28 protein-coding genes and 1 pseudogene are annotated in these 25,767 nt (G+C 69.8%); 22 read left to right on the forward strand and 7 right to left on the reverse strand.

Annotation, left to right across the window (positions count from 1 at the left end):
- Nucleotides 1–38 precede the first annotated feature (38 nt).
- Together EDD90_RS40445 and EDD90_RS40450 are read right to left on the reverse strand one after the other, a co-directional pair.
- Nucleotides 39–962 (reverse strand): ABC transporter ATP-binding protein, encoded by a 924-nt coding sequence (locus tag EDD90_RS40445; RefSeq protein WP_123978053.1) that lies wholly within the window; start codon nt 960–962, stop codon nt 39–41.
- 46 nt (nt 963–1,008) lie between these two features.
- The gene (locus tag EDD90_RS40450) at nt 1,009–1,812 is read right to left on the reverse strand and encodes an aminoglycoside N(3)-acetyltransferase (RefSeq protein ID WP_123978054.1); all 804 of its coding nucleotides are present in this window, start codon (nt 1,810–1,812) and stop codon (nt 1,009–1,011) included.
- Nucleotides 1,813–1,984: 172 nt separating this feature from the next.
- Here EDD90_RS40450 and EDD90_RS40455 point away from each other — a divergent pair, with 172 nt between their 5' ends.
- The 8 genes from EDD90_RS40455 to EDD90_RS40490 all read left to right on the forward strand — a co-directional run bounded on the left by EDD90_RS40455 (nt 1,985) and on the right by EDD90_RS40490 (nt 8,561).
- Nucleotides 1,985–2,728, forward strand: coding sequence for a metalloregulator ArsR/SmtB family transcription factor (locus tag EDD90_RS40455; protein WP_123978055.1), 744 nt, complete (start codon nt 1,985–1,987; stop codon nt 2,726–2,728).
- Nucleotides 2,725–4,146: a Fe-S cluster assembly protein SufB gene (sufB, locus tag EDD90_RS40460; RefSeq protein WP_123978056.1), complete on the forward strand. Its 1,422-nt coding sequence runs from the start codon at nt 2,725–2,727 to the stop codon at nt 4,144–4,146. The genes EDD90_RS40455 and sufB overlap by 4 nt, the downstream gene beginning before the upstream one ends.
- A 61-nt stretch (nt 4,147–4,207) precedes the next feature.
- Complete coding sequence (sufD, locus tag EDD90_RS40465) at nt 4,208–5,392, forward strand: Fe-S cluster assembly protein SufD (protein ID WP_123978057.1); 1,185 nt, start codon at nt 4,208–4,210, stop codon at nt 5,390–5,392.
- The gene (locus EDD90_RS40470) at nt 5,389–5,718 is read left to right on the forward strand and encodes a non-heme iron oxygenase ferredoxin subunit (RefSeq protein ID WP_123978058.1); all 330 of its coding nucleotides are present in this window, start codon (nt 5,389–5,391) and stop codon (nt 5,716–5,718) included. Before sufD ends, EDD90_RS40470 begins: the two co-directional genes overlap by 4 nt.
- Before the next feature lie 7 nt (nt 5,719–5,725).
- A complete protein-coding gene (sufC, locus tag EDD90_RS40475) occupies nt 5,726–6,490 on the forward strand; it encodes a Fe-S cluster assembly ATPase SufC (protein ID WP_123978059.1) in 765 nt (254 codons plus the stop codon).
- Nucleotides 6,487–7,743, forward strand: coding sequence for a cysteine desulfurase (locus EDD90_RS40480; protein ID WP_123978060.1), 1,257 nt, complete (start codon nt 6,487–6,489; stop codon nt 7,741–7,743). Before sufC ends, EDD90_RS40480 begins: the two co-directional genes overlap by 4 nt.
- An 18-nt stretch (nt 7,744–7,761) precedes the next feature.
- Entirely contained in the window at nt 7,762–8,232 is a 471-nt protein-coding gene (sufU, locus tag EDD90_RS40485) for a Fe-S cluster assembly sulfur transfer protein SufU (protein WP_123978061.1), read from the forward strand.
- The gene (locus EDD90_RS40490; protein ID WP_123978062.1) at nt 8,229–8,561 is read left to right on the forward strand and encodes a metal-sulfur cluster assembly factor; all 333 of its coding nucleotides are present in this window, start codon (nt 8,229–8,231) and stop codon (nt 8,559–8,561) included. Before sufU ends, EDD90_RS40490 begins: the two co-directional genes overlap by 4 nt.
- A gap of 60 nt (nt 8,562–8,621) precedes the next feature.
- On the opposite strand, the gene EDD90_RS40495 is transcribed toward EDD90_RS40490, so the two are convergent.
- A complete protein-coding gene (locus EDD90_RS40495) occupies nt 8,622–9,533 on the reverse strand; it encodes an AbfB domain-containing protein (RefSeq protein WP_123978063.1) in 912 nt (303 codons plus the stop codon).
- A 341-nt stretch (nt 9,534–9,874) separates the two neighbouring features.
- On the opposite strand from EDD90_RS40495, the gene EDD90_RS40500 reads away from it, so the two are divergent.
- The 5 genes and pseudogenes from EDD90_RS40500 to EDD90_RS54975 all read left to right on the forward strand — a co-directional run bounded on the left by EDD90_RS40500 (nt 9,875) and on the right by EDD90_RS54975 (nt 13,121).
- Nucleotides 9,875–10,195, forward strand: a complete 321-nt coding sequence (locus EDD90_RS40500; protein WP_185149403.1) for a multidrug efflux SMR transporter — start codon at nt 9,875–9,877, stop codon at nt 10,193–10,195.
- Nucleotides 10,195–10,758: a TetR/AcrR family transcriptional regulator gene (locus EDD90_RS40505; RefSeq protein WP_123978065.1), complete on the forward strand. Its 564-nt coding sequence runs from the start codon at nt 10,195–10,197 to the stop codon at nt 10,756–10,758. Before EDD90_RS40500 ends, EDD90_RS40505 begins: the two co-directional genes overlap by 1 nt.
- A gap of 45 nt (nt 10,759–10,803) precedes the next feature.
- Entirely contained in the window at nt 10,804–11,790 is a 987-nt protein-coding gene (dapD, locus tag EDD90_RS40510; protein ID WP_123978066.1) for a 2,3,4,5-tetrahydropyridine-2,6-dicarboxylate N-succinyltransferase, read from the forward strand.
- 862 nt (nt 11,791–12,652) lie between these two features.
- A pseudogene (locus tag EDD90_RS59170) lies at nt 12,653–13,012 on the forward strand (ATP-binding protein); the annotation flags it as partial.
- Entirely contained in the window at nt 12,960–13,121 is a 162-nt protein-coding gene (locus EDD90_RS54975) for an ATP-binding protein (protein WP_148098576.1), read from the forward strand. The pseudogene EDD90_RS59170 and the gene EDD90_RS54975, both read left to right, overlap by 53 nt.
- A gap of 29 nt (nt 13,122–13,150) precedes the next feature.
- Here EDD90_RS54975 and EDD90_RS40520 read toward each other — a convergent pair whose 3' ends face one another.
- Nucleotides 13,151–14,785, reverse strand: coding sequence for a PQQ-binding-like beta-propeller repeat protein (locus tag EDD90_RS40520; RefSeq protein ID WP_123978068.1), 1,635 nt, complete (start codon nt 14,783–14,785; stop codon nt 13,151–13,153).
- A gap of 109 nt (nt 14,786–14,894) precedes the next feature.
- Complete coding sequence (locus EDD90_RS40525; RefSeq protein WP_185149404.1) at nt 14,895–15,908, reverse strand: glycoside hydrolase family 26 protein; 1,014 nt, start codon at nt 15,906–15,908, stop codon at nt 14,895–14,897.
- Between the two features lie 222 nt (nt 15,909–16,130).
- Between EDD90_RS40525 and EDD90_RS54980 the strand changes: the two genes are divergently transcribed.
- From EDD90_RS54980 to EDD90_RS40545, 4 genes are all read left to right on the forward strand, one after another.
- Nucleotides 16,131–16,511, forward strand: coding sequence for a hypothetical protein (locus EDD90_RS54980; RefSeq protein WP_148098577.1), 381 nt, complete (start codon nt 16,131–16,133; stop codon nt 16,509–16,511).
- 25 nt (nt 16,512–16,536) lie between these two features.
- Complete coding sequence (locus EDD90_RS40535; RefSeq protein ID WP_123978070.1) at nt 16,537–18,711, forward strand: bifunctional polysaccharide deacetylase/glycosyltransferase family 2 protein; 2,175 nt, start codon at nt 16,537–16,539, stop codon at nt 18,709–18,711.
- Nucleotides 18,708–19,985: an acyltransferase gene (locus tag EDD90_RS40540; RefSeq protein WP_123978071.1), complete on the forward strand. Its 1,278-nt coding sequence runs from the start codon at nt 18,708–18,710 to the stop codon at nt 19,983–19,985. Before EDD90_RS40535 ends, EDD90_RS40540 begins: the two co-directional genes overlap by 4 nt.
- A gap of 340 nt (nt 19,986–20,325) precedes the next feature.
- A complete protein-coding gene (locus EDD90_RS40545) occupies nt 20,326–21,144 on the forward strand; it encodes a sugar nucleotide-binding protein (RefSeq protein ID WP_123978072.1) in 819 nt (272 codons plus the stop codon).
- A gap of 10 nt (nt 21,145–21,154) precedes the next feature.
- Here EDD90_RS40545 and EDD90_RS40550 read toward each other — a convergent pair whose 3' ends face one another.
- Together EDD90_RS40550 and dapA are read right to left on the reverse strand one after the other, a co-directional pair.
- Nucleotides 21,155–21,655: a hypothetical protein gene (locus EDD90_RS40550; protein WP_123978073.1), complete on the reverse strand. Its 501-nt coding sequence runs from the start codon at nt 21,653–21,655 to the stop codon at nt 21,155–21,157.
- A gap of 123 nt (nt 21,656–21,778) precedes the next feature.
- Entirely contained in the window at nt 21,779–22,696 is a 918-nt protein-coding gene (dapA, locus tag EDD90_RS40555; RefSeq protein WP_185149405.1) for a 4-hydroxy-tetrahydrodipicolinate synthase, read from the reverse strand.
- A gap of 170 nt (nt 22,697–22,866) precedes the next feature.
- Here dapA and EDD90_RS55910 point away from each other — a divergent pair, with 170 nt between their 5' ends.
- The 5 genes from EDD90_RS55910 to EDD90_RS40575 all read left to right on the forward strand — a co-directional run bounded on the left by EDD90_RS55910 (nt 22,867) and on the right by EDD90_RS40575 (nt 25,757).
- Nucleotides 22,867–23,004: a hypothetical protein gene (locus EDD90_RS55910; protein ID WP_185149406.1), complete on the forward strand. Its 138-nt coding sequence runs from the start codon at nt 22,867–22,869 to the stop codon at nt 23,002–23,004.
- Nucleotides 23,001–23,684 (forward strand): hypothetical protein, encoded by a 684-nt coding sequence (locus EDD90_RS40560; RefSeq protein ID WP_123978075.1) that lies wholly within the window; start codon nt 23,001–23,003, stop codon nt 23,682–23,684. Before EDD90_RS55910 ends, EDD90_RS40560 begins: the two co-directional genes overlap by 4 nt.
- A gap of 73 nt (nt 23,685–23,757) precedes the next feature.
- The gene (locus EDD90_RS40565) at nt 23,758–24,279 is read left to right on the forward strand and encodes a circumsporozoite protein (RefSeq protein ID WP_123978076.1); all 522 of its coding nucleotides are present in this window, start codon (nt 23,758–23,760) and stop codon (nt 24,277–24,279) included.
- A gap of 114 nt (nt 24,280–24,393) precedes the next feature.
- On the forward strand, nt 24,394–25,002 hold the full coding sequence (locus tag EDD90_RS40570) for a helix-turn-helix domain-containing protein (protein ID WP_123978077.1): 609 nt from the start codon (nt 24,394–24,396) through the stop codon (nt 25,000–25,002).
- Nucleotides 25,003–25,019: 17 nt separating this feature from the next.
- Nucleotides 25,020–25,757: an SRPBCC domain-containing protein gene (locus EDD90_RS40575; protein WP_123978078.1), complete on the forward strand. Its 738-nt coding sequence runs from the start codon at nt 25,020–25,022 to the stop codon at nt 25,755–25,757.
- Nucleotides 25,758–25,767: the final 10 nt, after the last annotated feature.

Consider the following 25,767-nt stretch of genomic DNA (forward strand, 5'->3'; position numbering starts at 1 on the left):
CTGGCCGGACCCCCAGCCGATCCCCGTGCGAGCCGGAATCATGAGCGCAACTCCTTGCCTGTGAGCTCCAGGAACACGTCTTCCAGGGTGTGCCGCTCGACCGAGATGCGGTCGGGCATCACCCCGTGCTGGGCGCACCACGAGGTCACCGTGGCCAGCAGCTGCGGATTGACCTTGCCGATCACCCGGTAGGAGCCCGGGGTCAGCTCGGCGGCCGAGGAGTCGGCCGGCAGCGCCTTGAGCAGGGAGCCCACGTCGAGGCCCGGGCGGCCGGTGAACCGCAGTGTGTTCTCGGCGCCGCCCTTGCACAGCTCCTCGGGGGAGCCCTGGGCGATCACCCGGCCGGCGTCGATGATGGCGACGTCGTCGGCGAGCTGCTCGGCCTCCTCCATGTAGTGGGTGGTGAGGATGACCGAGACGCCGTCGGTGCGCAGGTCCCTCACCAGGTCCCAGGTGGCCCGGCGGGCCTGCGGGTCCAGGCCCGCGGTGGGCTCGTCGAGGAAGACCAGTTCCGGGCGGCCGACCACGGCCATGGCGAGCGCGAGGCGCTGCTGCTGGCCGCCGGAGAGCCGGCGGTACGACGTGCGGCCGCAGCTGCCCAGGCCCAGCCGCTGGATCAGCGCGTCCACGTCCAGCGGGTGCGCGTGCAGCTTCGCCACGTGCCGCAGCATCTCGTCGGCGCGGGCGCCCGAGTAGACGCCGCCGGACTGGAGCATCACGCCCACCTTGGGGCGCAGCTCGGCGGACTGCCGTACGGGATCGAGACCCAGGACGCGCACCGAACCGGAGTCCGGTCTGCGGTAGCCCTCGCAGGTCTCGATCGTCGTCGTCTTGCCCGCACCGTTGGGGCCGAGTACTGCGGTCACACCCGGCCGGGCCACCAGGTCGAGGCCGTCCACGGCGGTCTTCGTGCCGTACCGCTTCACCAGGTCCCGCACCTGGACCACGGGCTCACTTCGCATGGAGACAGAGTCTAAGTACGGCTTCCGTCACTCGGACGGCCGGGTGCTAGATCTCCTCCTCACGGGGTCGATGTACGGCCAGCCATCGCTCGGCGTAGGCCACCGCGCCGGCGACCGGGAACAGCCGGGTCTCGGCCGCGCCGACCCTTCCGCGGACGACGACGGGCCGGTCGCGTTCGAAGTCGTAGCCCAGTTCGTCGAACCGGTCGGAGGTGATCGATATCTCGGTCACCGTCTCCCAGCCGCCGCCGGGGGCGGGCCGGCCGACCTGGACGCGCGGCGAGGGTATGCGGTATTCGGCCAGGTGGAAGCTGGTGCAGGTGGCATAACCGGTGCCGAGCATGAGCACGCGCGCGTCCAGCTTCTCCAGGCGGGCCAGCGGGCTCCGTTCGCCGAGCCGGCAGTCGGGGGCGTGCCCGTCGGTGATCTCGGCGGCCCGGGCGCCGACCGCCGCGAACGAGGTCTGCGGGTGCGCGCTGCGCCGGGCACCCGGCCAGTTCCGTACGGTCTCCGGGATCACCCCGACCCCGCGCGAGGGGGTGATCAGGGGGTCGTACGGCGGCATGGTCGCCCGGATCTTCGCCCACCACTCCTGCGGTACCGGCGGGTTCTGCCACACCGCCGGGTCCGAGAGGTCGCCGGTCTGGGTGGGGACCACCAGGGTGCCGTCCGGGCCGAGGGCGTCGAGCAGGCTCTGGACGACCGCCGCGGCGCCGCCGTTGACCCAGCCGAGGGAGCTGAGGGACGTGTGTGCCAGGAGTGTCTCACCGGGCTTGACACCGAGCTCGCGAAGCTGCCGCGCGATCGTGTCGCGAGTGACAAGAGGGCCGGTCGGAGGGGGTGTGGACATGGTCCCGGAGTGTTCCGGAGAGGGCGGTCGCGCGCCACCCGATTGACCGAGGGATGATCGATCAAAGATCGTTTCTGCAGGTCAGATTAGGTATGCCTAAGTGACGCAGGGCACCGTCCACTGGTCGGAACGCGGCTTGCCTGGCTCTGAGGAATTACGCAACAATGGCGTTGTGAAAAACGTCGACGAGGCTCGGGAGACCCCCAGGGGAACCCCGCAGGAGGAACTCGCGACCGGTGAGCGCTCGACGCGCAACCGGGTCGCGCGGTCGATCCTGGACCACGGCCCGTCGACCGTCACCGAGCTGGCCGGACGCCTGGGCCTGACCCCGGCGGCCGTACGCCGGCACCTGGACGCGCTGGTCGCCGACGACGTCGTGGAGGCGCGTGAGCAGCGGGTGTACGGCGCGCGGACACGCGGCCGGCCCGCCAAGGTCTTCGCCCTCACCGACTGCGGCCGGGACGCCTTCGACCAGTCGTACGACAAGCTCGCCGCCGACGCGCTGCGCTGGATCGCCGAGCAGGGAGGCGGCCAGGAGGCGGTCGCCGCCTTCGCCAAGGCCCGGATCATGGCCCAGGCGAGCTCGTACCGCGAAGCGATCGAGAGCGTGAGCCCCGACAAGCGCGCCGAAGCGCTGGCCAAGGCCCTGAGCCTGGACGGGTACGCTGCAACGGCGCGCACCGCACCGGTCGGCGAACAGCTGTGCCAGCACCACTGCCCGGTCGCCCATGTGGCGGAGCAGTTCCCCCAGCTGTGCGAGGCGGAGACGGAGATCTTCGCCGAGCTGCTCGGAACGCACGTCCAGCGACTGGCGACGATCGCGCACGGCGACGGCGTCTGCACGACGTTCATCCCAAAGATCTCCACGACTTCCACTGACGCATCTGCAAGCACGGCCGGGAGGAACCCCGCATGACTCTCCCCACGGAGACTGCCCACCCTGAGCTGGAAGGCCTGGGCAAGTACGAATACGGCTGGGCCGACTCCGACGTGGCCGGTGCCTCTGCCAGGCGTGGCCTCAACGAGGAGGTCGTCCTCGACATCTCCGGCAAGAAGTCCGAGCCGGAGTGGATGGCCAAGCTGCGTCTCAAGGGCCTGAAGCTCTTCGAGAAGAAGCCCATGCCGAACTGGGGCTCCGACCTCTCCGGTATCGACTTCGACAACATCAAGTACTTCGTGCGCTCCACGGAGAAGCAGGCGGAGTCCTGGGAGGACCTGCCCGAGGACATCAAGAACACCTACGACAAGCTGGGCATCCCGGAGGCGGAGAAGCAGCGCCTGGTCGCCGGTGTCGCCGCCCAGTACGAGTCGGAGGTCGTCTACCACCAGATCCGCGAGGACCTGGAGGAGCAGGGCGTCATCTTCCTGGACACCGACACCGCGCTGAAGGAGCACCCGGAGCTCTTCAAGGAGTACTTCGGCACCGTCATCCCGGCCGGTGACAACAAGTTCGCCGCGCTGAACACGGCCGTGTGGTCCGGCGGCTCCTTCATCTACGTGCCGAAGGGCGTGCACGTCGAGATCCCGCTGCAGGCCTACTTCCGTATCAACACGGAGAACATGGGCCAGTTCGAGCGGACCCTGATCATCGTCGACGAGGGCGCCTACGTGCACTACGTCGAGGGTTGTACGGCCCCGATCTACAAGTCGGACTCGCTGCACTCCGCGGTCGTCGAGATCATCGTCAAGAAGAACGCGCGCTGCCGCTACACGACCATCCAGAACTGGTCGAACAACGTCTACAACCTGGTCACCAAGCGCGCCGTCGCCTACGAGGGCGCCACCATGGAGTGGATCGACGGCAACATCGGCTCCAAGGTGACGATGAAGTACCCGGCCGTCTACCTGATGGGCGAGCACGCCAAGGGCGAGACCCTCTCCATCGCCTTCGCGGGCGAGGGCCAGCACCAGGACGCCGGCTCCAAGATGGTCCACATGGCGCCGAACACCTCGTCCAACATCGTCTCCAAGTCGGTGGCGCGCGGCGGCGGCCGGACGTCCTACCGTGGTCTCGTCGAGATCGGCGAGGGCGCCCACGGCTCCAAGTCGAACGTGCTGTGCGACGCGCTGCTCGTCGACACGATCTCCCGCTCCGACACGTACCCCTACGTCGACGTCCGCGAGGACGACGTGTCCATGGGCCACGAGGCGACCGTCTCCAAGGTCTCCGAGGACCAGCTCTTCTACCTGATGAGCCGCGGTCTGACCGAGTTCGAGGCGATGGCGATGATCGTGCGCGGCTTCGTCGAGCCGATCGCCAAGGAGCTGCCCATGGAGTACGCCCTCGAGCTCAACCGGCTGATCGAGCTCCAGATGGAAGGCGCGGTCGGTTAACCACCGATCCGCGGATTTCATCAAGCCACTTACGGAACGGAAAGCGAGCACTACGACAGCCATGGCTGAGGCTCAGAACACCCCGGTGGGCTCCACCACCGCCGGCGCCATCGCGGTGGCCGCCGAGTCGACCGTCGCGACGCGCATGAGCGCGCCCCCGTCCTTCGACGTCGCGGACTTCCCGGTCCCGCACGGCCGCGAGGAGGAGTGGCGGTTCACCCCGCTGGAGCGCCTGCGCGGGCTGCACGACGGCACCGCGGTCGCCACCGGCGAGGGCGTGAAGGTCGTCGTCGAGGCCCCCGAGGGCGTCACCGTCGACACCGTCGACCGCGACGACGCGCGGCTCGGCAGGGCGGGCACCCCGGTGGACCGGGTCGCCGCGCAGGCGTACTCGGCGTTCGAGAAGGCCGGCGTGGTCTCCGTCCCCAAGGAGACGGTGCTCACCGAGCCGATCCGGATCGCGGTGCACGGCGAGGGCGGCACCGCCTTCGGCCACCAGGTGATCGAGCTCGGCGCCTTCGCCGAGGCCGTCGTCGTCATCGACCACACCGGTGACGCCGTGCTCGCCGCCAACGTCGAGTACCTGCTCGGCGACGGCGCCAAGCTGACCGTCGTCTCCGTCCAGGACTGGGACGACAAGGCCGTGCACGTGGCCCAGCACAACGCCCTCGTCGGCCGGGACGCCAGCTTCAAGTCCGTGGTCGTCACCTTCGGCGGCGACGTCGTACGACTGCACCCGCGCGTGCAGTACGCGGGCCCCGGCGGCGAGGCCGAGCTGTTCGGCCTCTACTTCACCGACGCCGGTCAGCACCAGGAGCACCGCCTGCTGGTCGACCACAACACCCCGCACTGCAAGTCGAACGTCGTCTACAAGGGCGCGCTCCAGGGCGACGACGCGCACGCGGTCTGGATCGGCGACGTCCTCATCGAGGCCAAGGCCGAGGGCACCGACACCTACGAGATGAACCGCAACCTGGTCCTCACGGACGGCGCGCGGGTCGACTCGGTGCCGAACCTGGAGATCGAGACCGGCGAGATCGTCGGCGCCGGCCACGCCTCCGCCACCGGCCGCTTCGACGACGAGCAGCTCTTCTACCTGATGGCCCGCGGCATCCCGGAGCAGGACGCCCGCCGCCTGGTGGTCCGCGGCTTCTTCGCCGAGCTGGTCCAGCAGATCGGTGTCGCCGACATCGAGGAGCGCCTGCTCGCCAAGATCGAGGAGGAGCTGGAGGCCTCGGTCGCATGACAGCCCCGACCGCGTTCGTACGCGCCTGCGCGCTGAGCGAGCTGGAGGAGGACACCCCCAAGCGGGTGGAACTCGACGGCACGCCGGTCTCGGTCGTCCGCACCGAGGGAGAGGTGTTCGCGATCCACGACATCTGCTCCCACGCCAACGTCTCGCTCTCCGAGGGCGAGGTGGAGGACTGCCAGATCGAGTGCTGGCTGCACGGCTCCAGCTTCGACCTGCGCACCGGCAAGCCGTCCGGCCTCCCGGCCACGCGCCCCGTCCCCGTATACCCCGTAAAGATCGAAGGGGACGACGTGCTCGTCTCCCTCACCCAGGAGTCCTGAGGCACCCATGGCAACGCTTGAAATCCGAGACCTGCACGTCACCGTCGAGGCCGACAACGCCACGAAGGAGATCCTCAAGGGCGTCGACCTCACCGTGAAGCAGGGCGAGACGCACGCCATCATGGGCCCCAACGGCTCCGGCAAGTCGACCCTCGCCTACTCCCTCGCGGGTCACCCGAAGTACACGATCACCGAGGGCACCGTGCTGCTCGACGGCGAGGACGTCCTGGAGATGTCCGTCGACGAGCGCGCCCGCGCGGGCCTGTTCCTGGCGATGCAGTACCCGGTCGAGGTCCCCGGTGTCTCGGTCTCCAACTTCCTGCGCACCTCCGCCACCGCCGTCCGCGGCGAGGCCCCCAAGCTGCGCACCTGGGTGAAGGAGGTCAAGGAGGCCATGGAGCGCCTCAACATGGACTCCTCCTTCGCCGAGCGCAACGTGAACGAGGGCTTCTCCGGCGGTGAGAAGAAGCGTCACGAGATCCTCCAGCTCGAACTGCTCAAGCCGAAGATCGCGATCCTCGACGAGACCGACTCCGGCCTCGACGTCGACGCCCTTCGCATCGTCTCCGAGGGCGTCAACCGCGTCCGCGAGACCGGCGAGGTCGGCACCCTGCTGATCACGCACTACACGCGCATCCTGCGCTACATCAAGCCCGACTTCGTCCACGTCTTCTCCGCCGGCCGGATCGTGGAGTCCGGCGGCGCCGAGCTCGCCGACAAGCTGGAGGACGAGGGCTACGAGGCATACACGAAGGGTGGCGTATCCGCGTGACGCAGCTGCCGGGCCTCCTCGACACCGAGGCGATCCGCAAGGACTTCCCCATCCTGGACCGTCAGGTCCACGACGGGCGGAAGCTCGTGTACCTGGACAATGCGGCGACCAGCCAGAAGCCGCGCCAGGTACTGGACGCCCTGAGCGAGTACTACGAGCGCTACAACGCCAACGTCCACCGCGGTGTGCATGTGCTCGCCGAGGAGGCCACGGCACTGTACGAGGGCGCGCGCGACAAGGTCGCCGAGTTCATCAACGCGCCCAGCCGCGACGAGGTGATCTTCACCAAGAACGCCTCCGAGTCGCTGAACCTCGTGGCGAACATGCTGGGCTGGGCCGACGAGCCCTACCGGGTGGACCATGAGACCGAGATCGTCATCACGGAGATGGAGCACCACTCCAACATCGTGCCGTGGCAGCTGCTCGCGCAGCGCACGGGCGCGAAGCTGAAGTGGTTCGGCCTCACCGACGACGGCCGCCTCGACCTGTCCAACATCAACGAGGTCATCACCGAGAAGACGAAGATCGTCTCCTTTGTGCTGGTCTCGAACATCCTGGGCACGGTCAACCCGGTCGAGACCATAATCCGCCGCGCCCAGGAGGTCGGCGCTCTCGTCTGCATCGACGCCTCCCAGGCCGCGCCCCACATGCCGCTGGACGTCCAGGCCCTCCAGGCCGACTTCGTGGCCTTCACCGGCCACAAGATGTGCGGCCCGACCGGTATCGGCGTCCTCTGGGGCCGCCAGGAGCTCCTGGAGGACCTGCCTCCGTTCCTCGGCGGCGGCGAGATGATCGAGACCGTGTCGATGCACTCGTCGACGTACGCCCCGGCGCCCCACAAGTTCGAGGCGGGCACCCCGCCGATCGCCCAGGCGGTCGGCCTCGGCGCGGCCATCGACTACCTCAACGCCATCGGCATGGACAGGATCCTCGCCCATGAGCACGCGCTCACCGAGTACGCGGTGAAGCGGCTGACCGAGGTCCCGGACCTGAAGATCATCGGTCCCACCACGGCCGAGGACCGGGGCGCCGCGATCTCCTTCACCCTCGGGGACATCCACCCGCACGACGTGGGCCAGGTCCTCGACGAGCAGGGCATCGCGGTCCGGGTCGGCCACCACTGCGCCCGTCCCGTCTGCCTGCGCTACGGAATTCCTGCGACCACCCGAGCGTCGTTCTATCTGTACTCCACGCCGGCCGAGATCGATGCTCTGGTCGAGGGCCTGGAGCACGTTCGGAACTTCTTCGGCTGAAGGGCGTGAGCTGAAACCGTGAAGCTGGATTCGATGTACCAGGAAGTCATCCTGGACCACTACAAGCACCCGCACGGGCGCGGTCTCCGGGATGGCGACGCCGAGGTGCACCATGTGAACCCGACGTGCGGCGACGAGATCACCCTCCGAGTGAAGTACGACGGCACGACGATCGAGGACGTCTCGTACGAGGGCCAGGGCTGCAGCATCAGCCAGGCCTCGGCCTCCGTGCTGAACGACCTCCTCGTCGGCAAGGAGCTGGCCGACGCGCAGCGGATCCAGGAGACCTTCCTGGAGCTGATGCAGTCCAAGGGCAGGATCGAGCCCGACGACGCGATGGAGGAGGTGCTGGAGGACGCGGTCGCGTTCGCTGGTGTCTCCAAGTACCCGGCCCGGGTCAAGTGCGCCCTCCTGAGCTGGATGGCGTGGAAGGACGCGACGGCCCAGGTGCTGGGTGGCGCGGTCGACGCCGAAAGGAAGACGGCATGAGCGAGACCGTTGAGATGAAGCCGGCCTCGGAGGAGGAACTCCGCGAGGCGCTGTACGACGTCGTTGACCCCGAGCTGGGCATCGACGTCGTCAACCTCGGCCTGATCTACGGCATCCACATCGACGACGCGAACATCGCGACCGTCGACATGACCCTGACGTCGGCGGCCTGCCCGCTGACGGATGTCATCGAGGACCAGGCCAAGTCCGCCACGGACGGCCTCGTCAGCGAACTGCGCATCAACTGGGTCTGGATGCCCCCGTGGGGTCCCGACAAGATCACCGACGACGGCCGTGAGCAGCTCCGGGCGCTCGGTTTCAACGTCTGAGCATCCCGCGTACGTGAAAGCGGCGGCACCCGGCTCGGGATGCCGCCGCTTTTCTGCGTCTCAGCTCAGTCCGTCCACCAGGTCGAAGTAGAAGTCCTGGCGGTTGGTGGTGTTGTAGCCGTACGGGTCCAGGTACAGCTGGAAATTCTTGTGACGCAGGGCGTAATTGGGGTAGTTCACCGACTGGAACAGCACGTCGTTCGAGAACGCCATCTTCTGGGGGCAGAAGGTGGCGTCCTGCTGGAACAGGCCGCTGCCGTCGTTGCGCTCGGCGCGCAGCACGAAGTTCTGGTGGCGCAGGTACAACCCGTCGTGCGTGGCGAAGGAGTAGCAGGAGCTGTTCGCCAGGCCCTTGACCAGCGAGAAAGTGGAGTCCGCTCGGGACTCGGAGCCGCGGGGCTGGTCCAGTTTGACGTAACTGCCGCTCACGTGCCAGTAGCGGTCCGGGTAGTTGACCGAGCGGACCGAGGTGCCGTTGGCGCCGGTCTGCGTACTCGAACCGCCTGAACCACCAGAGCTGCTGGAGCCGCCTGAACTGCCGGAGCCGCCCGCGCCGCCGGAACCTCCTCCGGCCGCGGTTGACTTGGAGGGCTTCGCGGCGGACGGTGAGGCCTTCGCGCCGCCGGCGCCGTGCTGCGCGCCGGTCGCCTCGGGGGACGGGCTGTCGGCCGCGGTGGCCGACGACATGCCCGAGGTGCCCTTCGGCTGGGTGGCCCCGCCCGAGGTCGTCGGAGAGGCGAAGGAGAGCAGGCCGGGGCCGTTGTCGGTGTTCGCGTCGGCCGCCGGGGCGGCCGACGCCCGGTCAGGAGTGGTGTGGCTGACGGCTATCGCCGTGACACAGGCGACGACCGTGGCGATCGCCAGCGTGCCGGCCAGCCAGAGTCTTCGGGTTCCGGGAGCCCGGGAGGTGTCGGGGACCCAGCCGTTCTCCCACTGGGGATGGGGCGGGGGTTGGGGGGTGGTTTCTGGCATGCGCATTTCCTCCAGCGGCGCCAAGGCAGCGGCAGCCGGGGGTGTGAAGGGGAGGTGAGTGAAATGTGAATCAGTGATGGATCACAGAGGTGCACACACTAGTGGAGTTGCGGGGCTGCTGGGAGCCGTTTCTGCTAGCGGTTTCTATGAGCATTAAACATCTTCGTGTGGCGGATGGGAGTTCGAACGCCGTACTCGGTCCCCGCCGGGTGCTGTCTGACGCCGGATCAGATGTGGGTGGCCGACGCCGAGTCGGCCGCACGCGCCGTTCAGGATCTGTCGGCGCTCCGTGCGGCCGCCGTTATGTACGCCAGTACACAACGTTGCGTACACTCGTACACATGGGATACCTGACGCTCGCCGGCGCCATAGCCGCCGAGGTCGCCGCCACGACGGCGATGAAGTACAGCGACGGCTTCAACAGACTCTGGCCCTCGCTGCTGACGGCACTGGGATATGTCGTCTCGTTCCTGCTGCTGGCCCGCACACTGAAGACCGTGCCGATCGGCACGGCGTACGCGATCTGGTCCGGCGCCGGCACCGCGACCGTCGCCGTCATCGGCCTGATGCTGTTCGGGGAAGGGCTGAACCTCGTCAAGGTCGCCGGGATCGTGCTGATCGTCGGGGGAGTGGTGGTCCTGAACCTGGGGGGCGCGCACTGATGCCACGCCGTTACGACCCCGAGCGCCGGCAGCGGATCATCGAGGCGGCGATCCGGGTGGTCGGGGAGAAAGGGCTTGCCGGCCTGACCCACCGCTCCGTCGCCGCCGAGGCCGATGTACCGCTCGGCTCGACGACGTACCACTTCAAGACCCTCGACGAACTGATGGTCGCCGCACTGCGCCAGGCCAACGAGGGCTTCGCCAAGGTGATCGCCTCGCGCGGCGGCCTCGCGGACCCGCGCACCGACCTGGCCGCGGAACTGGCGGGCTGGATGGGCGAGTGGCTCGCGGGCGACCGCACGGGCGTGGAGCTCGAGTACGAGCTCTACCTCGCCGCTCTCCGCCGCCCCGCCCTGCGCCCGGTCGCCGCCGAGTGGGCCGACGACCTCGCCCACCGCCTCGCCCACCGCACCGACCCCGTCACGGCGCGGGCGCTGGTGGCGCTGATGGACGGGATCTGTCTGCAGGTGCTGCTGACGGGGGCGGAGTACGACGAGGGGTATGCGCGGGAGACGCTGCGAAGGGTGATCGGAGGGAACCGGGTTTCCGATACCGGCACCTGAGACGCGGTTCGCCCTGGAAGGCCCGCTCACGTTAGGTTTCTGTGCATGACCGACACGAACGTTCGCACCACCGGCGCCGTGGCCGCCGGGCTTGCCACCATCGCCGCCGACGGCACCGTTCTCGACACCTGGTTCCCCGCTCCCGAGCTGGTCGCCGAGCCCGGCCCGGCCGGCACCGAGACGCTCTCCGCCGAGCAGGCCGTCGAGTTCCTCGGCGAGGGTGCGGCGGCAGCGATCGGCCCGGACCCCCGCCGCAATGTCGAGGTCGTCGCGGTCCGTACGGTCATCGCCTCGATCGACGAGAAGCCGATCGACGCACACGATGTCTACCTGCGCCTCCACCTGCTCTCGCACCGCCTGGTCAAGCCCCACGGCCTCAGCCTGGAAGGCCAGTTCGGCTTCCTCGCCAACGTCGCCTGGACCTCTCTCGGCCCGGTCGCCGTCGACGAGATCGAGACCGTCCGGCTGAACGCCCGCGCCGAGGGCCTGCACCTCCAGGTGACCTCGATCGACAAGTTCCCGCGGATGACGGACTACGTCGTCCCGAAGGGTGTCCGCATCGCCGACGCCGACCGGGTCCGCCTCGGCGCGCACCTCGCCGAGGGCACCACGGTCATGCACGAGGGCTTCGTCAACTTCAACGCCGGTACGCTCGGCACCTCGATGGTCGAGGGCCGTATCTCGGCCGGTGTCGTGGTCGGTGACGGCTCGGACATCGGCGGCGGCGCCTCCACCATGGGCACGCTGTCCGGTGGCGGCAACGTGATCATCTCCATCGGTGAGCGCTGCCTGATCGGCGCCGAGGCGGGTGTCGGCATCGCGCTCGGCGACGAGTGTGTGGTCGAGGCCGGCCTGTACGTCACCGCGGGCACCCGGGTCACCATGCCCGACGGCCAGATCGTCAAGGCCCGCGAGCTGAACGGCGCCTCCAACATCCTCTTCCGCCGCAACTCGGTCTCCGGCGCCGTCGAGGCCCGCCCGAACAACGCGGTCTGGGGCGGGCTGAACGAGGTCCTGCACAGCCACAACTGACCGACGGCGGCCGTGATCTGCGGTCGCCTGTCCGGTGAATGCCCTGACCTGCCGCCGAGCGGTCGGCAGTCGTCGACGTGTTGACGTCGCCGACGCAGGTCATCGCTGAGCGCCCTTCCACGGCCCGAGGACGGCCCGGGGAGGGCGCTCACTCGTTTCCTCCCCACCCTCGGTCCGGCAACCGAGAGCACGCCCTGCCGTACGGACTGTGACCGCCGGTCAAGCGGCCGGGCCCGTGCGATTGACTCCCTGTCGTCGTAGAGCAAACTTGCCCGAAGTGCACTATAGGAAGAAAGCGGACATATCCGCGGACGGTTGCTCGGGGCGAAGCCTCTGCCCGGACCCGGCAGGAACGAGGGTGTGCTGCCATGGCCAGCGACGGAGCGTTCATGCTGGTCTCCGATGAGGGGCGGGTGATCGAGTGGTCGGCCTCGGCCCAGGAGACATTCGGACTGTCCCCGCAGGAGGCCGTGGGCGGGCGCGTCGGCGAACTGGTGCGCGATGGCGGTGGCGTACCCGGGGCCGGGGTGCATCGCGGAGCCTCGGTGTCCCTGGCCGTGAGACCGGTTCTCACCGGTTCCGCCCTGGTGTGGGAAGTGGGTACGGGAGGCGGCCCCGACGACGGGTGGACCTCGGCCGTGCTGCAGACCCTGTCCACCTGCTCACCGATGAGCAGAGCGGCCTTGGTGCCCGTGCCCGAAGGCCCGGTGCTCGCCGGCAGTGATCACGCCCCGCGTTTCCCGCGGCCACGGTCGAGCTCCCCGAGGGAAGCATCCTCGCACTCGGCAACGAGGACCTGCTGGCGTCGTCCGGCCTGGTGTGCCCACTCCTCGCCGAAGGGGTGGACCAGTCGCTCGAGGACGTGTGCGACAGGATCGCGTACGCGCTGAGGGACCGCCATGAAACCGAGAAGCTCCTGTTGCTGGCCCGCGTCCGGGCCTTCCCCGCCGATCGGGTCCTGGTCCTGCCCCTGCCCGCGGAGGAGCAGGCGGCGCCCCTGGCCCGTGCCGCGACCCGACGGCAGCTGGAAGCCTGGAACATCGGGGAGGAAGACGCCTTCACCGCCGAGATCATCGTCAGCGAGCTCGTCGGCAACGCGGTCCGCTACGGTGCCCCACCCCTCGGGCTGCGTCTCGTCCTGGACCACCACCTGACCTGTGAGGTCAGCGATGCGGCGCAGTGCGCCCCCCCACCTCAAACACGCCCGCACCGTCGACGAGGACGGGCGAGGCCTGTTCATCATCGCCGGCCTCGCCGGCAGCTGGGGCACCCGCTATTGCGGCAACGGCAAGAAGGTGTGGGCCCAGCAGTCCATGAGCCCGGCACCCTGATCGACGCGAGGCGCTACCGGAGGGAGGCGCTACCGGTAGAGCCGCACGCCGCCGTTCGACCCGAGGGCGTTGAGTTCCAGCACGCCGCCGTCCGAGGTGACGTACACCGTGCCGGAGGTGAAACTCCACTTGCCGGTGCCCACGGGCAGGCTCGCGACCGGGGTGGCGCGACCGGTGCGCGGGGCGATGGTGATGAGCTGCGGGGAGCCGGAGGTGGTGACGGCGTACACCTTGTCGTCCGCGTCGGACGCGGGGACGGCGAGCGCGGCGGAGCGGTAGGTCCAGAGTTTGGCGCCGGTGGTGGTGTCGAAGCCGTCGATCACCGTTCCGCCCGAGGTCGAGGCCGGCGTGACCAGGACGTTGCCGTAGAGCCGGGCGGAGTGGTCGGCGTTGGTGTTGTTGCCGGTCGTGAGCTCGTCGTCGCCCACGGCCAGTTTGCGGCCGGTCCCGGTGGAATCGAAGACCCGCACGGCGTCCTGGCTCGCCGTGTGGACGGCGGCGACCAGCGGTGAGCCGGACAGTATGTGCGTCACGTCCGAGTGGGCCTTTTCGGCCTTCCGCCAGATCACGTGCCCGGTCTTGCCGTCGTATGCGGTCAGGGTGAACCTGGTCTTCTCGTCGAGGCAGAAGTCGTCCACCAGCACGGTGCCGTCGGTGCCCCAGTCGTAGGCGTTGCAGTAGTGACCGCGGGCCTTGTAGCCCCAGACGCGGCTGCCGGTGCGGATGTCCACACCACCGAGGAAGTTCTCGCTGACGACGGTGGCGACATTGCCCTGCAGATACGTTCCTGCGGTCGCTGACGTGGGGTGCTTGGTGTTGGTCAGCGGTATGGACCAGAGGATCTTGCCGGTGGACGCCTTGACACCGGCCAGCCAGGTACAGGTGCTGCCGTCCGTGCCGAAGGCGACCGTGCCGATGCCCTGGGCACCGAGCGTCGGCGACATCGCGCAGGGGACGGTGCCGTGCTTGGCGTCGGTGGCGGAGGACGTGGCGCGCCACACCTGCTTGCCGTCGGTGAGGTCGTAGGCCCGCAGGCCGCCCCGGCTGCTGGCCCGGACGAGCAGCTTGTCGGTGAACCAGCTGCCGATCAGCGCGTCGTCGGCGGCGGGCGCCGGTGTCTTCCACACCTGCGTCAGCTTCGTCGAGGCGGTGGTGGCGTCGTCCTGCTGCTTGAGCACGACGGCGGCGGTCCCGCCGGCGGCGAGGACGGCGAGGGCGAGCGCGATCCTGCCCGACCGCCTGGTCTTTCGGGCCCGTTTGCCGCTCGCGTCCGCAGGGGGCTGCGGCTGCGCGGCGACCGGCTCGGGCCGGTGGCGGGCCGCCCGGTCGAGGACGGCGGTCGCCGCCGGCGGGTATCCGGACTCCTGGTCCGCCGATTCGCCGCCGCGCCGGGTGTGCGGGGGTGTCCGGCGACCCGGCTCGCGCATGGCCTCGTGGGCGTCGGCGCGGGGCCCGGGGACCCGCAGCGGCATGGTGGCGTCCCACCGTGTGCCGGAGGGCCTGCCGTACGGCTCGGTGGGCGACCGGCCGTCCGACGACGTGCCGGGCTCCGTCCGCTGCTGCTCCCGGTACGGCCGCGGGGCGGCGGCCGGCCTCCGGGGCCGGAAGGCCCAGCCGTCCTCCTCCTGAGGAGCCCCCTGGCCCGGCGACGATTCCGTCGTCATCTCCGTGATCTCCCCTGATCGGGCATCCGCATGCGCCAGCCGCGGTGATGCGCCATGGTAAAGGTCGTTCTTGGCGGGCTTTCGCCCGGCTTCCCCTGACCGTCCTGGATCAGCCGTTCTTGAACGAATGACCGAAGGTGTTCCGGGCCGACTCCACCCGGAACGCGGCCAGTGCACCCACCGAGGTGCTGATCCGCCAGTCCATCAGCTGCTTGCTGCCCGGCCAGTTCTTGCGCTGGTCGTACCAGACCAGCCCGATGACGCCGGACTTCGCGGCGCCCTTGAACAGGTCACCGATCTCCGCCTCCTTGTGCCTGCTCTGCGCCACCCCGGTCTCCGCGATCAGCACCGGCTTGCCGGAGAACTCCGCGATCTGACGCATGGTGGGGGTGAACAGACTGGAGAAGGCGACGCCGTCGATCGGCCCGTAGTAGCCGATGAGACCGACCCAGTCGACGTAGGCGTCGCCCGGGTAGTAAGGGCGCAGCGCGGCGGTGGTGCCCGAGTCGACCACGTGCGGAGTCCACACCCAGATCACGTTGGTGACGCCCTGCGCGGTGAACAGGTCGTGCACATGCTTCCATGACGCGACGAAGTCGGCGGGCCTGGTGTGCTCGGGGCCCCAGGAGTTCCACGGGCCGTTCATCTCACCGGCGAAGGAGAGGGCCAGTGGGCCGTCGTAGGCGGCGATCTGGCCCGCCAGCCGGCGGATGTAGGTGTCGTCCTTGCCCTTGGCGATGTCGGCGAGCGAGGTGTCGGAGGGCACCAGCGCCATCATGGGGAGCTGGCCGTGCTGCCACAGGAAGGCGTTGCCCTCCGTGTCGAAGTCGTCGCCCCAGGAGCTGTAGTACTCGCGGATGTCAGGGGCCCGCCCGGCCTCCTTGGTGAAGGTCCTGGCGATGCCGTACTGCCAGGGGGTCTTGTCGTCGATGACGCCCAGCGCGCGGCCGGACGGCTTGAGCAGGGACGACGGGACCCGGAAGCGCGTGGCCGAGGCGCCGGCCGTACCCGCCCTGGCGCTGCCCCCGTTTCCCCCGCCGCCGCAGGCGTCCACCAGGAACAGGACGGCAACCATGAGGATCGCGGCGGCCGTCAGGCGGCTGCGGCGACGGGGTACGGCCATGCGCGAGGGTCCGATCGAGGCAGGAGGCAAGCTACTTCGCCGGGACTCTACGAGACCCATGCTACTTTCACCGAATCTTCATATTAATCTTGTTACAAGATCGGGAGTCGGTCGAATAATCTCCCTTTCCTTGCACATGCATCACTTTTCCGCACTACCACCTGCTTGCGGCAGCGCCGAACCGGCAGATGCGACACGACGATGGAAGGCTCGAACCTCTCGATGACCAGTACCTCCACGGAGGTCGAGCCGGCTCCCGTCTTTGTGGACCAGACCGGTCTGCGCGGCCGCCGCCTGCGCGGTCTCGGCTGGCTGCTGGGCATCATCTGTACCGGGTGTGTGGTGGCGATGATCTCCGGCCTGGTCGGAACCCAGTCCCAGGCGCCCGCGCTCACCGTGCCCGGCACCGCGGACACCACACCGCCCAGCCAGTACCTGAACGCGCCGCTGCCCGCGGCTCCCGGCGCCGCCGGGCCCGGAAAGAGCAGCACCGCCACACCGACCGCCGCCGCAGCGACCGCATCCGACGCCACCGCGCCGGTCACCGCGGCGACGGCGGCCGGTACGGCAGCGTCAAGCTCCGTGACCGGCACCGCGCAGTAGCCAGACGCGATCGACCAGGAAGACCATGTCCCGCTCCCGCCACCAACGCCCCCGGCAGTCCATCGCGCGGCCGCGCCGACTCGCCGCACCTCCCCTGCGTTTCTTCCTCCCGGTGACCGTGCTGGCGACCCTGCTGGCGCTGATGGTGCTTCGGGGCATGGCGAACAACGAGGTCTTCCACGACGAGCGCATCGCCGTCTCGGTGGACAAGGGCACCGTCCCGACCAGCGTGCTGGAGGGCGGCCCGGTCGTCGACGCACGCGGCGACAGGAACAGCCAACCGGTCAACTACACCATCCCGGACAAGACCGTCGTCCTCTCCTTCGACGACGGGCCGTCCACCCAGTGGACGCCGAAGATCCTCAAGGTGCTGAAGCAGGAGAACATCAGCGCCGACTTCTTCGTCACCGGCTCGATGGTCACCCGCAACCCTTCGCTGATCCGCCGGATCGTGGCCGACGGCCATGAGATCGGTGTGCACACCTTCACCCACCCCGACCTCGCGCTGCACTCCGGCACCCGGCTCACCTGGGAGCTGGGCGAGACCCAGCTCGCGCTGGCCGGTGTCGCCGGCATCCACTCCAGCCTGTTCCGCCCGCCCTACTCCTCCACCGTGGACGCGCTGGACGACTGGTCGTGGCCGGTGACGAAGCAGGCCGGGTCGGAGGGGTACCTGACCGCCTTCATCGACAAGGACACCGACGACTGGAAGCGCCCCGGGGTCGACTCCATCGTCAAGTCCGCCATGCCCGACCTCCCGGGCCAGGGCGAGATGGTCCTGCTGCACGACGCGGGCGGCAACCGGGCGCAGACGCTGGCCGCGCTGCCGGTCATCATCGAGAAGCTCAAGGCCCAGGGCTACACCTTCAAGACCGTCGGCGAGGCGCTCGGCACCGGCTCCGCCAACACCAAGGTCACCAGCTACAGCCTGTGGCTCGGCAAGGCGTTCCTGTGGTCCACCACCTTCTCGGTGTGGCTGCTGCCGTGGCTGGTCGGCCTGCTCGCGGTCGTCGGTGTGCTGGTCATGGCGCGGTTCGCGCTGATGCTGGTGCTCTCGGCCGTCCATGTGCGGCGCACCCGCAGACCGGGCTTCTCCTGGGGCGACCCGGTCACCGAACCGGTCACCGTGGTGGTACCCGCGTACAACGAGCAGGAGACCATCACCAACACCCTGCTCTCCCTGGCCAGAAGCGACCATCCCATCGAGGTGATCGTGGTCGACGACGGGTCGACGGACGACACGGCCGCCATCGTGGCGCAGCTCGACCTGCCGATGGTCCGGCTGATCCGGCAGCAGAACGGCGGCAAGCCGTCCGCGCTCAACACCGGTGTGGCCGCCGCCTCGTACGAACTGATCGTCATGATGGACGGCGACACGGTCTTCGAACCCGCCACCGTCCGCGAACTGGTGCAGCCCTTCGGCAACCCGCGCGTCGGCGCGGTGGCCGGCAACGCCAAGGTCGGCAACCGCGACACGCTGATCGGCGCCTGGCAGCACATCGAGTACGTGATGGGCTTCAACCTCGACCGCCGGATGTACGACGTGCTCGACTGCATGCCGACCATCCCCGGCGCCGTGGGTGCCTTCCGCCGTACGGCGCTGCAGCAGGCGGGCGGCATGAGCGACGACACCCTCGCCGAGGACACCGACGTGACCATGGCCCTGCACCGGGCAGGCTGGAAAATCGTTTATGCCGAGGACGCCCGCGCCTGGACCGAGGCGCCCGCCAGCATGAAGCAGCTGTGGTCGCAGCGCTACCGCTGGAGCTACGGCACCATGCAGGCGATGTGGAAGCACCGGCACGCGGTGCTGGAGCGCGGTGCGGCCGGCCGCTTCGGCCGGGTGGGGCTGCCGTTCGTCGCCCTGTTCATGGTGGTCACGCCGCTGCTCGCGCCCGCCATCGACATCGGCATGATCTACGGCGTGGTCTTCGTCGACGCGTACAAGACCCTGGCCGCCTGGTTCGCGGTGATGGCCCTTCAGGCCGTCTGCGCCTGGTGGTCCTTCCACCTGGACAAGGAGAAGGCGTGGCATCTGGTCACGCTGCCGGCTCAGCAGGTGGTCTACCGGGTGCTCATGTACATGGTGCTGCTGCAGTCCGCCATCACCGCTCTGACCGGAGGCCGGTTGCGCTGGCAGAAGCTGCGCCGCACCGGCGAGGTGGGGCTCGATGTCACAACGGGGGCGACGTCTTCATGAACACCGCTGAACGAGGTGCCTTCGGCATCCCGGACTCTTCCGACACCGTCGCCCTGCGGGTGGTGGACCCTGCTGCGCTTCCCACGGTTCCCGGGCAGCGCGCCCCGCAGCCCGAGGAGGCCGCCCCGGCGCCCGCGCAGAAGCCCGGCCGCGACCGCTACCTCGACCTGCTGCGGGCGCTCGCCCTGGTCCGCGTGGTGGTCTATCACAACTTCAGCTGGACCTGGCTGCCGATCGTCTTCCCCTCCATGGGTGTCATGTTCGCGCTGGCCGGGTCGCTGATGGCGCGGTCCCTCAACCGGCCGGCGCTGAGCGTGATCCGCGGCCGGCTGCGCCGTCTGCTGCCGCCGATGTGGCTGTTCGGCGCGGTCGTGGTGCCGCTGATGCTCCTGGAGGGCTGGCGGCCCGACCCCCACCACCACCCCAACTGGTGGTGGGCCGACCTGGCCTACTGGGTCCTGCCGCTCAGTGAGCCGCCGTTCGGGGCCACGCTGCACACCTTCGGCGGGCACCTGCCGAGTTCCTGGGCCGAACAGATCTCCGTGCCGCTGTGGTACCTGCGCGCCTACCTCTGGTATGTACTGCTGTCGCCGCTCATGCTCAAGGCGATGCGGAAGCAGCCCTGGGTCACCCTGCTGGTGCCGATAGCACTCGCGTTCCTCGTCAACTCCGGACTGGTCGACCAGTCCGGCCGGCTGATGGAAGCCGTCACCGACTTCACCACCTTCGGCTCCTGCTGGCTGCTCGGCATGGCCCACCAGGAGGGGCTGCTCCGCAAGATCCCGCAGTACGTCGTGCCGTCCCTCGCCCCGCTGGTGCTCATGTTCGGCTACTGGTGGCTGATGCGGTCGCCGGTGGACAACCCCCGGACCGGGCACGATCTGGAAGCGGTACCGGTCGCCCAGGCGATCTGGTCGTTCGGCGCGGTACTGCTGCTGCTCCATCTGAGCCCGTCCTGGGAGCGGTGGCCCAAGCCGCTGGAGCGGTTCAACGGCGTGATCAGCCTGCTCAACTCCCGCGCGGTCACCGTCTACCTGTGGCACTCCTTCGCACTGGTGCTGACCGAGCCGCTGATCGACCCGCTGTGGAGCAACTCCTTCTTCTACGACCACGCGCAGTGGCTGCTGGCCAGCCAGTGGACCCCGCTGGTGATCGCCGTCCCGCTGATCTGCCTGGCGATCCTGCTCTTCGGCTGGATCGAGGACGTCGCCGCCAAGCGCCGCCCACGGCTCTTCCCCTACCCTCGCCGCGCCAAGGGGGTTCGCGGCCGCTAGCAACTGGACACCCGCCGGGACTCTGGCGCCTGCATCCACGGTGATGCCCCGCTGTTCCCCGCTCGATCCGGTGCGGTTGCGGTGCGGCCGTTGAGACATGGCGACGAGGTCAGTGCTCGCGGCGGCCGCACTCGGCCGGGCACAGGGTCGACCCCGGAAGGGGCTCGGACTGCGTTCGCGGAGGACTTGGAGGCTGCTCGACCGTCCCGAGGTGTCCAGTACCCGATTCGTCTGGCGCACCTGGCTCGCCGACTCCGGCGGCCGGTGAGTACGAGACCTGGGACCCTGCTTCGCCAGGAGCCGATCCGCCATCGTGCCCTCTCCGCTACCGTGGCGGCCCATGACGGTCCTGATCATCGGCGGCAGCGGCTTTCTGGGAACTGAACTGGTCCGCCAGGCCATCGCGGCGGGGCACGAGACGGCCGCGACATTCACCTCCCGGCCCGGCAGAACCCCGGGTGTCGCCTGGCAGCCGCTCGACGTCCGGGACCCTGCGCGTATCGCCGGGCTGATCACCGACGTCGCGCCCTCGGTCGTCGTCAACGCGTCCAGCGGTCACTCCGACTGGGCGGTCACCGCCGACGGCGCGATCCGCGTGGCGCTGGCCGCCGCCGAGCAACGCTGCCGCCTGGTCCACGTCTCCAGCGACGCGGTGTTCTCCGGCACGCACGTCCACTACGACGAGAGCAGCCTGCCCGACCCGGTCTCCCCCTACGGCGCCGCGAAGGCCGCCGCCGAGACGGCGGTGCGGCTGCTGCTGCCGGATGCCGTCGTCGCCCGCACCTCGCTGATCCTCGGACACGGCAGGTCCGGGCACGAGCGGATGGTGCATGCCCTGGCCGCCGGCACCCGTGACGGGGTCCTGTTCACGGACGACATCCGTTGCCCGGTACATGTCGAAGATCTGGCCGCAGCCTTGTGGGAGCTCGCGCTGTCCGACACGGCCGGTGTGTTCCACCTCGCCGGGCCGGATGCCCTGAGCCGCTACGACCTCGGTGTCCTCATCGCCCGGAACCAGGGACTTGACGGTGCGCGCCTGCCCGCCGGGCGACGAGCCGACACCGACCTGCCCGGGCCCCTCGACGTACGCCTCGACAGCCACGCGACGCAGGAGCGGTTGCGGACCAGGCTCCGGGGCGCCCACGAGTTCCTCCGCTGAACCGCCCGCATCAGGGGAGAGACGCCCTGAACTCCGCCAGTGCCGTGAAATCGTCCTCCCGCAGCCCCACCCGGGGGCTGACGTGACGCAGCAGGGCCGGGCCGGGATGGTGGGCGCGGACGTACAGGGTGTCCGCCGGGCTCTGCTCGTCGTCCACCCACGCGAACGGCCGTCCCGCGGCGTACTCGACGATCGCCTCGGTCTTCCAGTGGACCCCGTCCGGCCGTTCCGCCAGCAGGCCCCGGCCGAAGTCGACGTAGGGCAGCTCGGGCAGGCCCACGACCGGGGCGATCCAGCGGTTGGCCTCGGCCATCCAGGTGGTCGCCCAGCACAGCTCGTAGCCGAGGGCGAGCAGCGCCGGGCCGTGGCCCGGGTTGAGCCAGACCCGCAGTGGGCGTCCGGGGCGGACGGTCGCCCGGATCGTCGTATAGCCCTCCGGCCGTCGTTCGGGCTGCGCCGCGTAGGGGTTGAGGGGGCCGTCGACGTCCAGGAACAGCAGAGGGCGGCTCATGGGGACAACGTAGGGCAGCGGAACCGGTCAGCGCCGCCGAGTTCTCCGCGCCCAACCTGACGAGCGCCAAGCGGCGAACGCCAAGCGGCGAACGCCGAACGGCGAACATCGGCGTTGTCGCCGTCATGCCGCCATGAAGTGCTCATATACCGCCCCCAGCCCGTCGACCGCCTCCCGGCCGGCGGGCCGCAGCGGTGCCCGCACCGGTCCGGACGGCAGGCCCAGCACGGTGAGCAGTGCCTTCGAGGTGACCGTGCCCGGCAGCCCCGCGGCCATCATCGCCTCGATCAACGGCGTGATCCGCAGCTGGAGTTCGGCCGCGCCGGCGGTGTCACCCGCGTCGAACGCGTCGAGGATCGCGGCGACCCGTCCCGGTACGACGTTCGCCACCGTACTCACACACCCCGCCGCGCCCACCGCGTACAGGGCGAGAACATGCTCGTCGCAGCCCGCGTAGTACGCCAGCTCCGTGCGTGCCAGCACCTTCTGGGCGCCGAGGAAGTCATACGAACAGTCCTTCACGGCCACGATCCGGGGGTGCGCGGCGAGCCGGACCAGCGTCTCCGGCTCGATACGGGTGCCGGTGCGGCCCGGGATGTCGTACAGCATCACCGGCAACCCGCTCGCCTCCGCCACCTCCAGGAAGTGCGCCTCCAGCGCGTCCTGCGGCGGCCTGCTGTAGTACGGCGACACCACGAGGACGCCGTCCGCGCCCGCCTTCTCCGCCGCCAGCGCCAGTTCGACGGTGTGCCGGGTGTCCGCGGTGCCCACGCCCGCCACCAGCGACACCCGCTCGCCCACCGCCTCCCGGACGGCCGCGATCAGTTCGGCCTTCTCCGTGTCCGACGTGGTCGGTGACTCGCCGGTCGTGCCGTTCAGCACCAGGCCGTCACAGCCCTCCGCCACCAGGTGCGCGGCCAGCCGCCGGGCACCGTCGAGGTCGAGCGCCCCGGAACCGGTGAAGGGCGTGACCATCGCGCAGAGGGTGCGGCCGAAGGGACGGGGCCGGGGTGAGCGGGCGGTGTCGCGTGCGTTCGTCATGGGGGTAGTCTCGGCAGCGCGACGGCTTAGCTCCACTTAATTCTTCTACCTACTACGTCTTAGGATTGCTAAGACGTGGCCTCCGGTGCGCCGAGGCCCTATGTCCAACTCGGCCACTCATGGGCCACTATGGGCCGGACGGTCACCGACGGCAAGTCATGGGAGGCGTCATGAAGCTCGGCAGGGCACTGGCCACCGGGGTCGCTGAGGAGCGGCCATTCGTCCACGACGAGGAACCCGAACTCCCCGTAGAGATCCACCAGCCCCAGGCGGTGTCGGTGCCCGAAGAGGTTCCGGCCGTCCGATGAGGCTGCGGCTCCCGGCGGAACGCCCGACGGAGCCGCCGACCGGCTACAAGATCGCCCACCCGATGCTGTCCCAGGACGGCGCCCGGGCCGGGTTCACCGGTGTGTCGCTGGGCGGTGCGCTGCCGTACGGGGTCCTGGACGACGCGTCCTGCGTCTACGGCCGACGGCACCGCCCGCCCGCGCGGCTGTGCGACTGCGGATTCCACTGCGTGCACGAACGCCGGGCCGCCGAGGCCCTGTTGTGCACCGCCGAGCACCGGGCGGCCGTACTGCTCGAAGTCTCCGTCCTCGGCGCCTACATCCGCTTCGAACGCGGCTTCCGCTACGCCCGGCAGCGGGTCCGTACGGCCACCGTCGGGCCCTGTGCCTGCGGCGCTCCGGCCGTCGCGCTCGCCGACGCGGGCTGGGGCAGGCCCGGGTGGCGTGCGTTGGCGGCCACCTGTGCGGGATGCGTCCGTGCGCGTACGTCCGTCTCGCTCGCCGGGTTCGCCCGGCTGTCCGGGCAGGGGCTGCGGGTGATCGCCGGGGGCGAGGGTGAGGGCGGGGCTGCTGGTGGGCGGGTGCCGGGAGAGGAGTACGGCGTGCCCGAACTCGTCGCCGAGGCCGCCCTGTTGCAGGCCCGCCTCGACTGGTTCCAGAGCCAGTTGGCGAAGCTCGGCGAACGGGGGGAGCCGGGCTGACCGCCGCCGACCTGGGTACTCGGAATGTACGCAAGCACAGCGGACGCCGACGAGACCAGGAGGGGTAGCACCGATGACGAAGAGGACCGCACACGGAACGGGGGCTCGACCGGCCGGTACCGCCGGCGCGTTCGCGGCGAAGGCCGGTCTCAAGGGGCGCACCCGGGCCCGCGCCGCCGACCTCAAGGACAAGGCCGGAACACTGACCGTACACCTGCGCGCGGGCGCCGCCAGGACCGGACACCGGGTCCAGGACCGGGCGGTGAGGAGCGGCCACACGGCCCAGGAGCAGGTGCTGAAGGCGCGGCATGTGCTTCAGGAGCGGTCGTTGAGGGCCGGACACGCTGTTCAGGAACGGTCGCTGAAGGCCGGGCACACCGTTCAGGAACGGGTCGGGCGGGCGGGGCGGCCGACGGCCGGCAGGGCGGCCGAAGCGGGGCGTGGCGCCGAGGGGAGTCTCCCGCAGCCCACGCGCATGGTCGTCAGGGCCGTCGTACGGCACCCCCGCCCGGTGCTGATCGCGGGCGCCGCCCTCGCCGCCGCGGGCATCGCGGCCGTGGTCAGGGGCGTGCTGCGCCGGAGCCGTCACCACTGAGATCCGCCGAGGTCTGCTGAGGTCCGCCGGGGTCCGGTGAAGGGTCCGTTCGGCCGGCTCACCGAAAATTCCAGCCTCCTGGACAAAAAAAGTTTTCGGTGAGACGGTGGAGCCATGCTGGACGTGACCGTGATCGAGGACCCCGAGGCGGCGGCCGTATCGCTGGACCCCATACGGGCCAGGCTGCTCGCCGAACTGGCCGCCGCGCCCGCGTCGGCCACCATGCTGGCCGGCAAGGTCGGGCTGCCCAGACAGAAGGTGAACTACCACCTGAAGGCGCTGGAACGGCACGGCCTGGTCGAGCTGGCGGATGAGCGGCGCAAGGGCAATGTCACCGAGCGGCTGATGCGCGCGACCGCGGCGTCGTACGTCATCTCGCCGGCCGCCCTGCCCGCCGTACAGCCGGACCCGGACCGCTTCCGCGACCAGCTCTCCGCGCGCTGGCTGCTCGCGCTCGGCGCCCGGCTGGTGCGCGATGTCGGCACGCTGATCACCGGCGCCGCCAAGGCCCGCAAACGCCTGGCGACCTACGCCCTGGACGGCGAGGTCCGTTTCGCCTCCGCCGCCGACCGGGCGGCCTTCGTGCAGGAGCTGACGGCGGGCGTGAGCGCGCTCATCCGCAAGTACGACGCACCGGAGACGGAGGGCGGCCGGGAGCACCGGATCGTCGTCGCGGTGCACCCCACGGTCAAGGACCAGCCCGTACCCGAACTGGATCATTAGGCAGCAGGAGCTCCATCATGTCCAAGGAATTCGAGATCGTCCGCGAGTTCGAGGTCGACGCCACGCCCGCGGAGGTGTGGGAGGCGATCACGAACGGCACCGGTGGCTATCTGTGGCCGATGCAGCCGCCCGAGCCCAGGGTCGGCGGTGCGGCGGCCTTCGGCTCCACCGTCACCGCGTACGACCCGCCGCACCACCTGGTCACCCGCAGTGAGAACGTCGGCTTCCCGACCCAGAGTGTCAACCAGCTGGAACACGTCATCGAGGAGCGCGAGGGCGGCCGCCGCGCCTGGGTGCGCTACGTGCACAGCGGGATCTTCACCGACGACTGGGACAACCAGTACGACGGCGCGAGCCGGCACACCGACTTCTATCTGCACACCCTGCGCGAGTACCTCACCCACTTCGCGCCCCGCCCGGTCGCCTTCGCCCAGCTCAACGGCCCCGAGGCGGCCCAGGCGCCGGACGCCTTCGACGCCGTGGGCCGGGCCCTCGGACTGCCGGACGACACGGCCGAGGGCGCCAAGGCGAGCGTCCGGGGGCCCGGCGGACGGGCCCTGGACGTGGTGGTCGACTACCGCAACCCGTACTTCATCGGGCTGCGCACCGACGACGCCCTCGTCCGGTTCTTCGGACGCAACCACTGGGGCGCCCCGGTCGGCATCAGCATCCACGACTTCGCGCCGGACGCCGACGCCGACGCGGACGAGACCGCCTGGCAGGACTGGCTGAACGGCGTGTTCGGCCAGTCCTGAGCCACCTGCG

Source organism: Streptomyces sp. Ag109_O5-1, assembly GCF_003814875.1.
GTDB lineage: Bacteria > Actinomycetota > Actinomycetes > Streptomycetales > Streptomycetaceae > Streptomyces > Streptomyces sasae.

Excerpts from the sequence above, each read along its gene's own strand:
- EDD90_RS40445 (WP_123978053.1), bottom strand. The coding sequence starts at position 962 with ATGCGAAGTGAGCCCGTGGTCCAGGTGCGGGACCTGGTGAAGCGGTAC.
- EDD90_RS40450 (WP_123978054.1), bottom strand. The coding sequence starts at position 1,812 with ATGTCCACACCCCCTCCGACCGGCCCTCTTGTCACTCGCGACACGATC.
- sufB (WP_123978056.1), top strand. The coding sequence starts at position 2,725 with ATGACTCTCCCCACGGAGACTGCCCACCCTGAGCTGGAAGGCCTGGGC.
- sufD (WP_123978057.1), top strand. The coding sequence starts at position 4,208 with ATGGCTGAGGCTCAGAACACCCCGGTGGGCTCCACCACCGCCGGCGCC.
- EDD90_RS40470 (WP_123978058.1), top strand. The coding sequence starts at position 5,389 with ATGACAGCCCCGACCGCGTTCGTACGCGCCTGCGCGCTGAGCGAGCTG.
- sufC (WP_123978059.1), top strand. The coding sequence starts at position 5,726 with ATGGCAACGCTTGAAATCCGAGACCTGCACGTCACCGTCGAGGCCGAC.
- EDD90_RS40490 (WP_123978062.1), top strand. The coding sequence starts at position 8,229 with ATGAGCGAGACCGTTGAGATGAAGCCGGCCTCGGAGGAGGAACTCCGC.
- EDD90_RS40495 (WP_123978063.1), bottom strand. The coding sequence starts at position 9,533 with ATGCCAGAAACCACCCCCCAACCCCCGCCCCATCCCCAGTGGGAGAAC.
- EDD90_RS40500 (WP_185149403.1), top strand. The coding sequence starts at position 9,875 with ATGGGATACCTGACGCTCGCCGGCGCCATAGCCGCCGAGGTCGCCGCC.
- EDD90_RS40505 (WP_123978065.1), top strand. The coding sequence starts at position 10,195 with ATGCCACGCCGTTACGACCCCGAGCGCCGGCAGCGGATCATCGAGGCG.
- dapD (WP_123978066.1), top strand. The coding sequence starts at position 10,804 with ATGACCGACACGAACGTTCGCACCACCGGCGCCGTGGCCGCCGGGCTT.
- EDD90_RS54975 (WP_148098576.1), top strand. The coding sequence starts at position 12,960 with ATGCGGCGCAGTGCGCCCCCCCACCTCAAACACGCCCGCACCGTCGAC.
- EDD90_RS40520 (WP_123978068.1), bottom strand. The coding sequence starts at position 14,785 with ATGACGACGGAATCGTCGCCGGGCCAGGGGGCTCCTCAGGAGGAGGAC.
- EDD90_RS40525 (WP_185149404.1), bottom strand. The coding sequence starts at position 15,908 with ATGGCCGTACCCCGTCGCCGCAGCCGCCTGACGGCCGCCGCGATCCTC.
- EDD90_RS54980 (WP_148098577.1), top strand. The coding sequence starts at position 16,131 with ATGACCAGTACCTCCACGGAGGTCGAGCCGGCTCCCGTCTTTGTGGAC.
- EDD90_RS40535 (WP_123978070.1), top strand. The coding sequence starts at position 16,537 with ATGTCCCGCTCCCGCCACCAACGCCCCCGGCAGTCCATCGCGCGGCCG.
- EDD90_RS40540 (WP_123978071.1), top strand. The coding sequence starts at position 18,708 with ATGAACACCGCTGAACGAGGTGCCTTCGGCATCCCGGACTCTTCCGAC.
- EDD90_RS40545 (WP_123978072.1), top strand. The coding sequence starts at position 20,326 with ATGACGGTCCTGATCATCGGCGGCAGCGGCTTTCTGGGAACTGAACTG.
- EDD90_RS40550 (WP_123978073.1), bottom strand. The coding sequence starts at position 21,655 with ATGAGCCGCCCTCTGCTGTTCCTGGACGTCGACGGCCCCCTCAACCCC.
- dapA (WP_185149405.1), bottom strand. The coding sequence starts at position 22,696 with ATGACGAACGCACGCGACACCGCCCGCTCACCCCGGCCCCGTCCCTTC.
- EDD90_RS55910 (WP_185149406.1), top strand. The coding sequence starts at position 22,867 with ATGAAGCTCGGCAGGGCACTGGCCACCGGGGTCGCTGAGGAGCGGCCA.
- EDD90_RS40560 (WP_123978075.1), top strand. The coding sequence starts at position 23,001 with ATGAGGCTGCGGCTCCCGGCGGAACGCCCGACGGAGCCGCCGACCGGC.
- EDD90_RS40565 (WP_123978076.1), top strand. The coding sequence starts at position 23,758 with ATGACGAAGAGGACCGCACACGGAACGGGGGCTCGACCGGCCGGTACC.
- EDD90_RS40570 (WP_123978077.1), top strand. The coding sequence starts at position 24,394 with ATGCTGGACGTGACCGTGATCGAGGACCCCGAGGCGGCGGCCGTATCG.
- EDD90_RS40575 (WP_123978078.1), top strand. The coding sequence starts at position 25,020 with ATGTCCAAGGAATTCGAGATCGTCCGCGAGTTCGAGGTCGACGCCACG.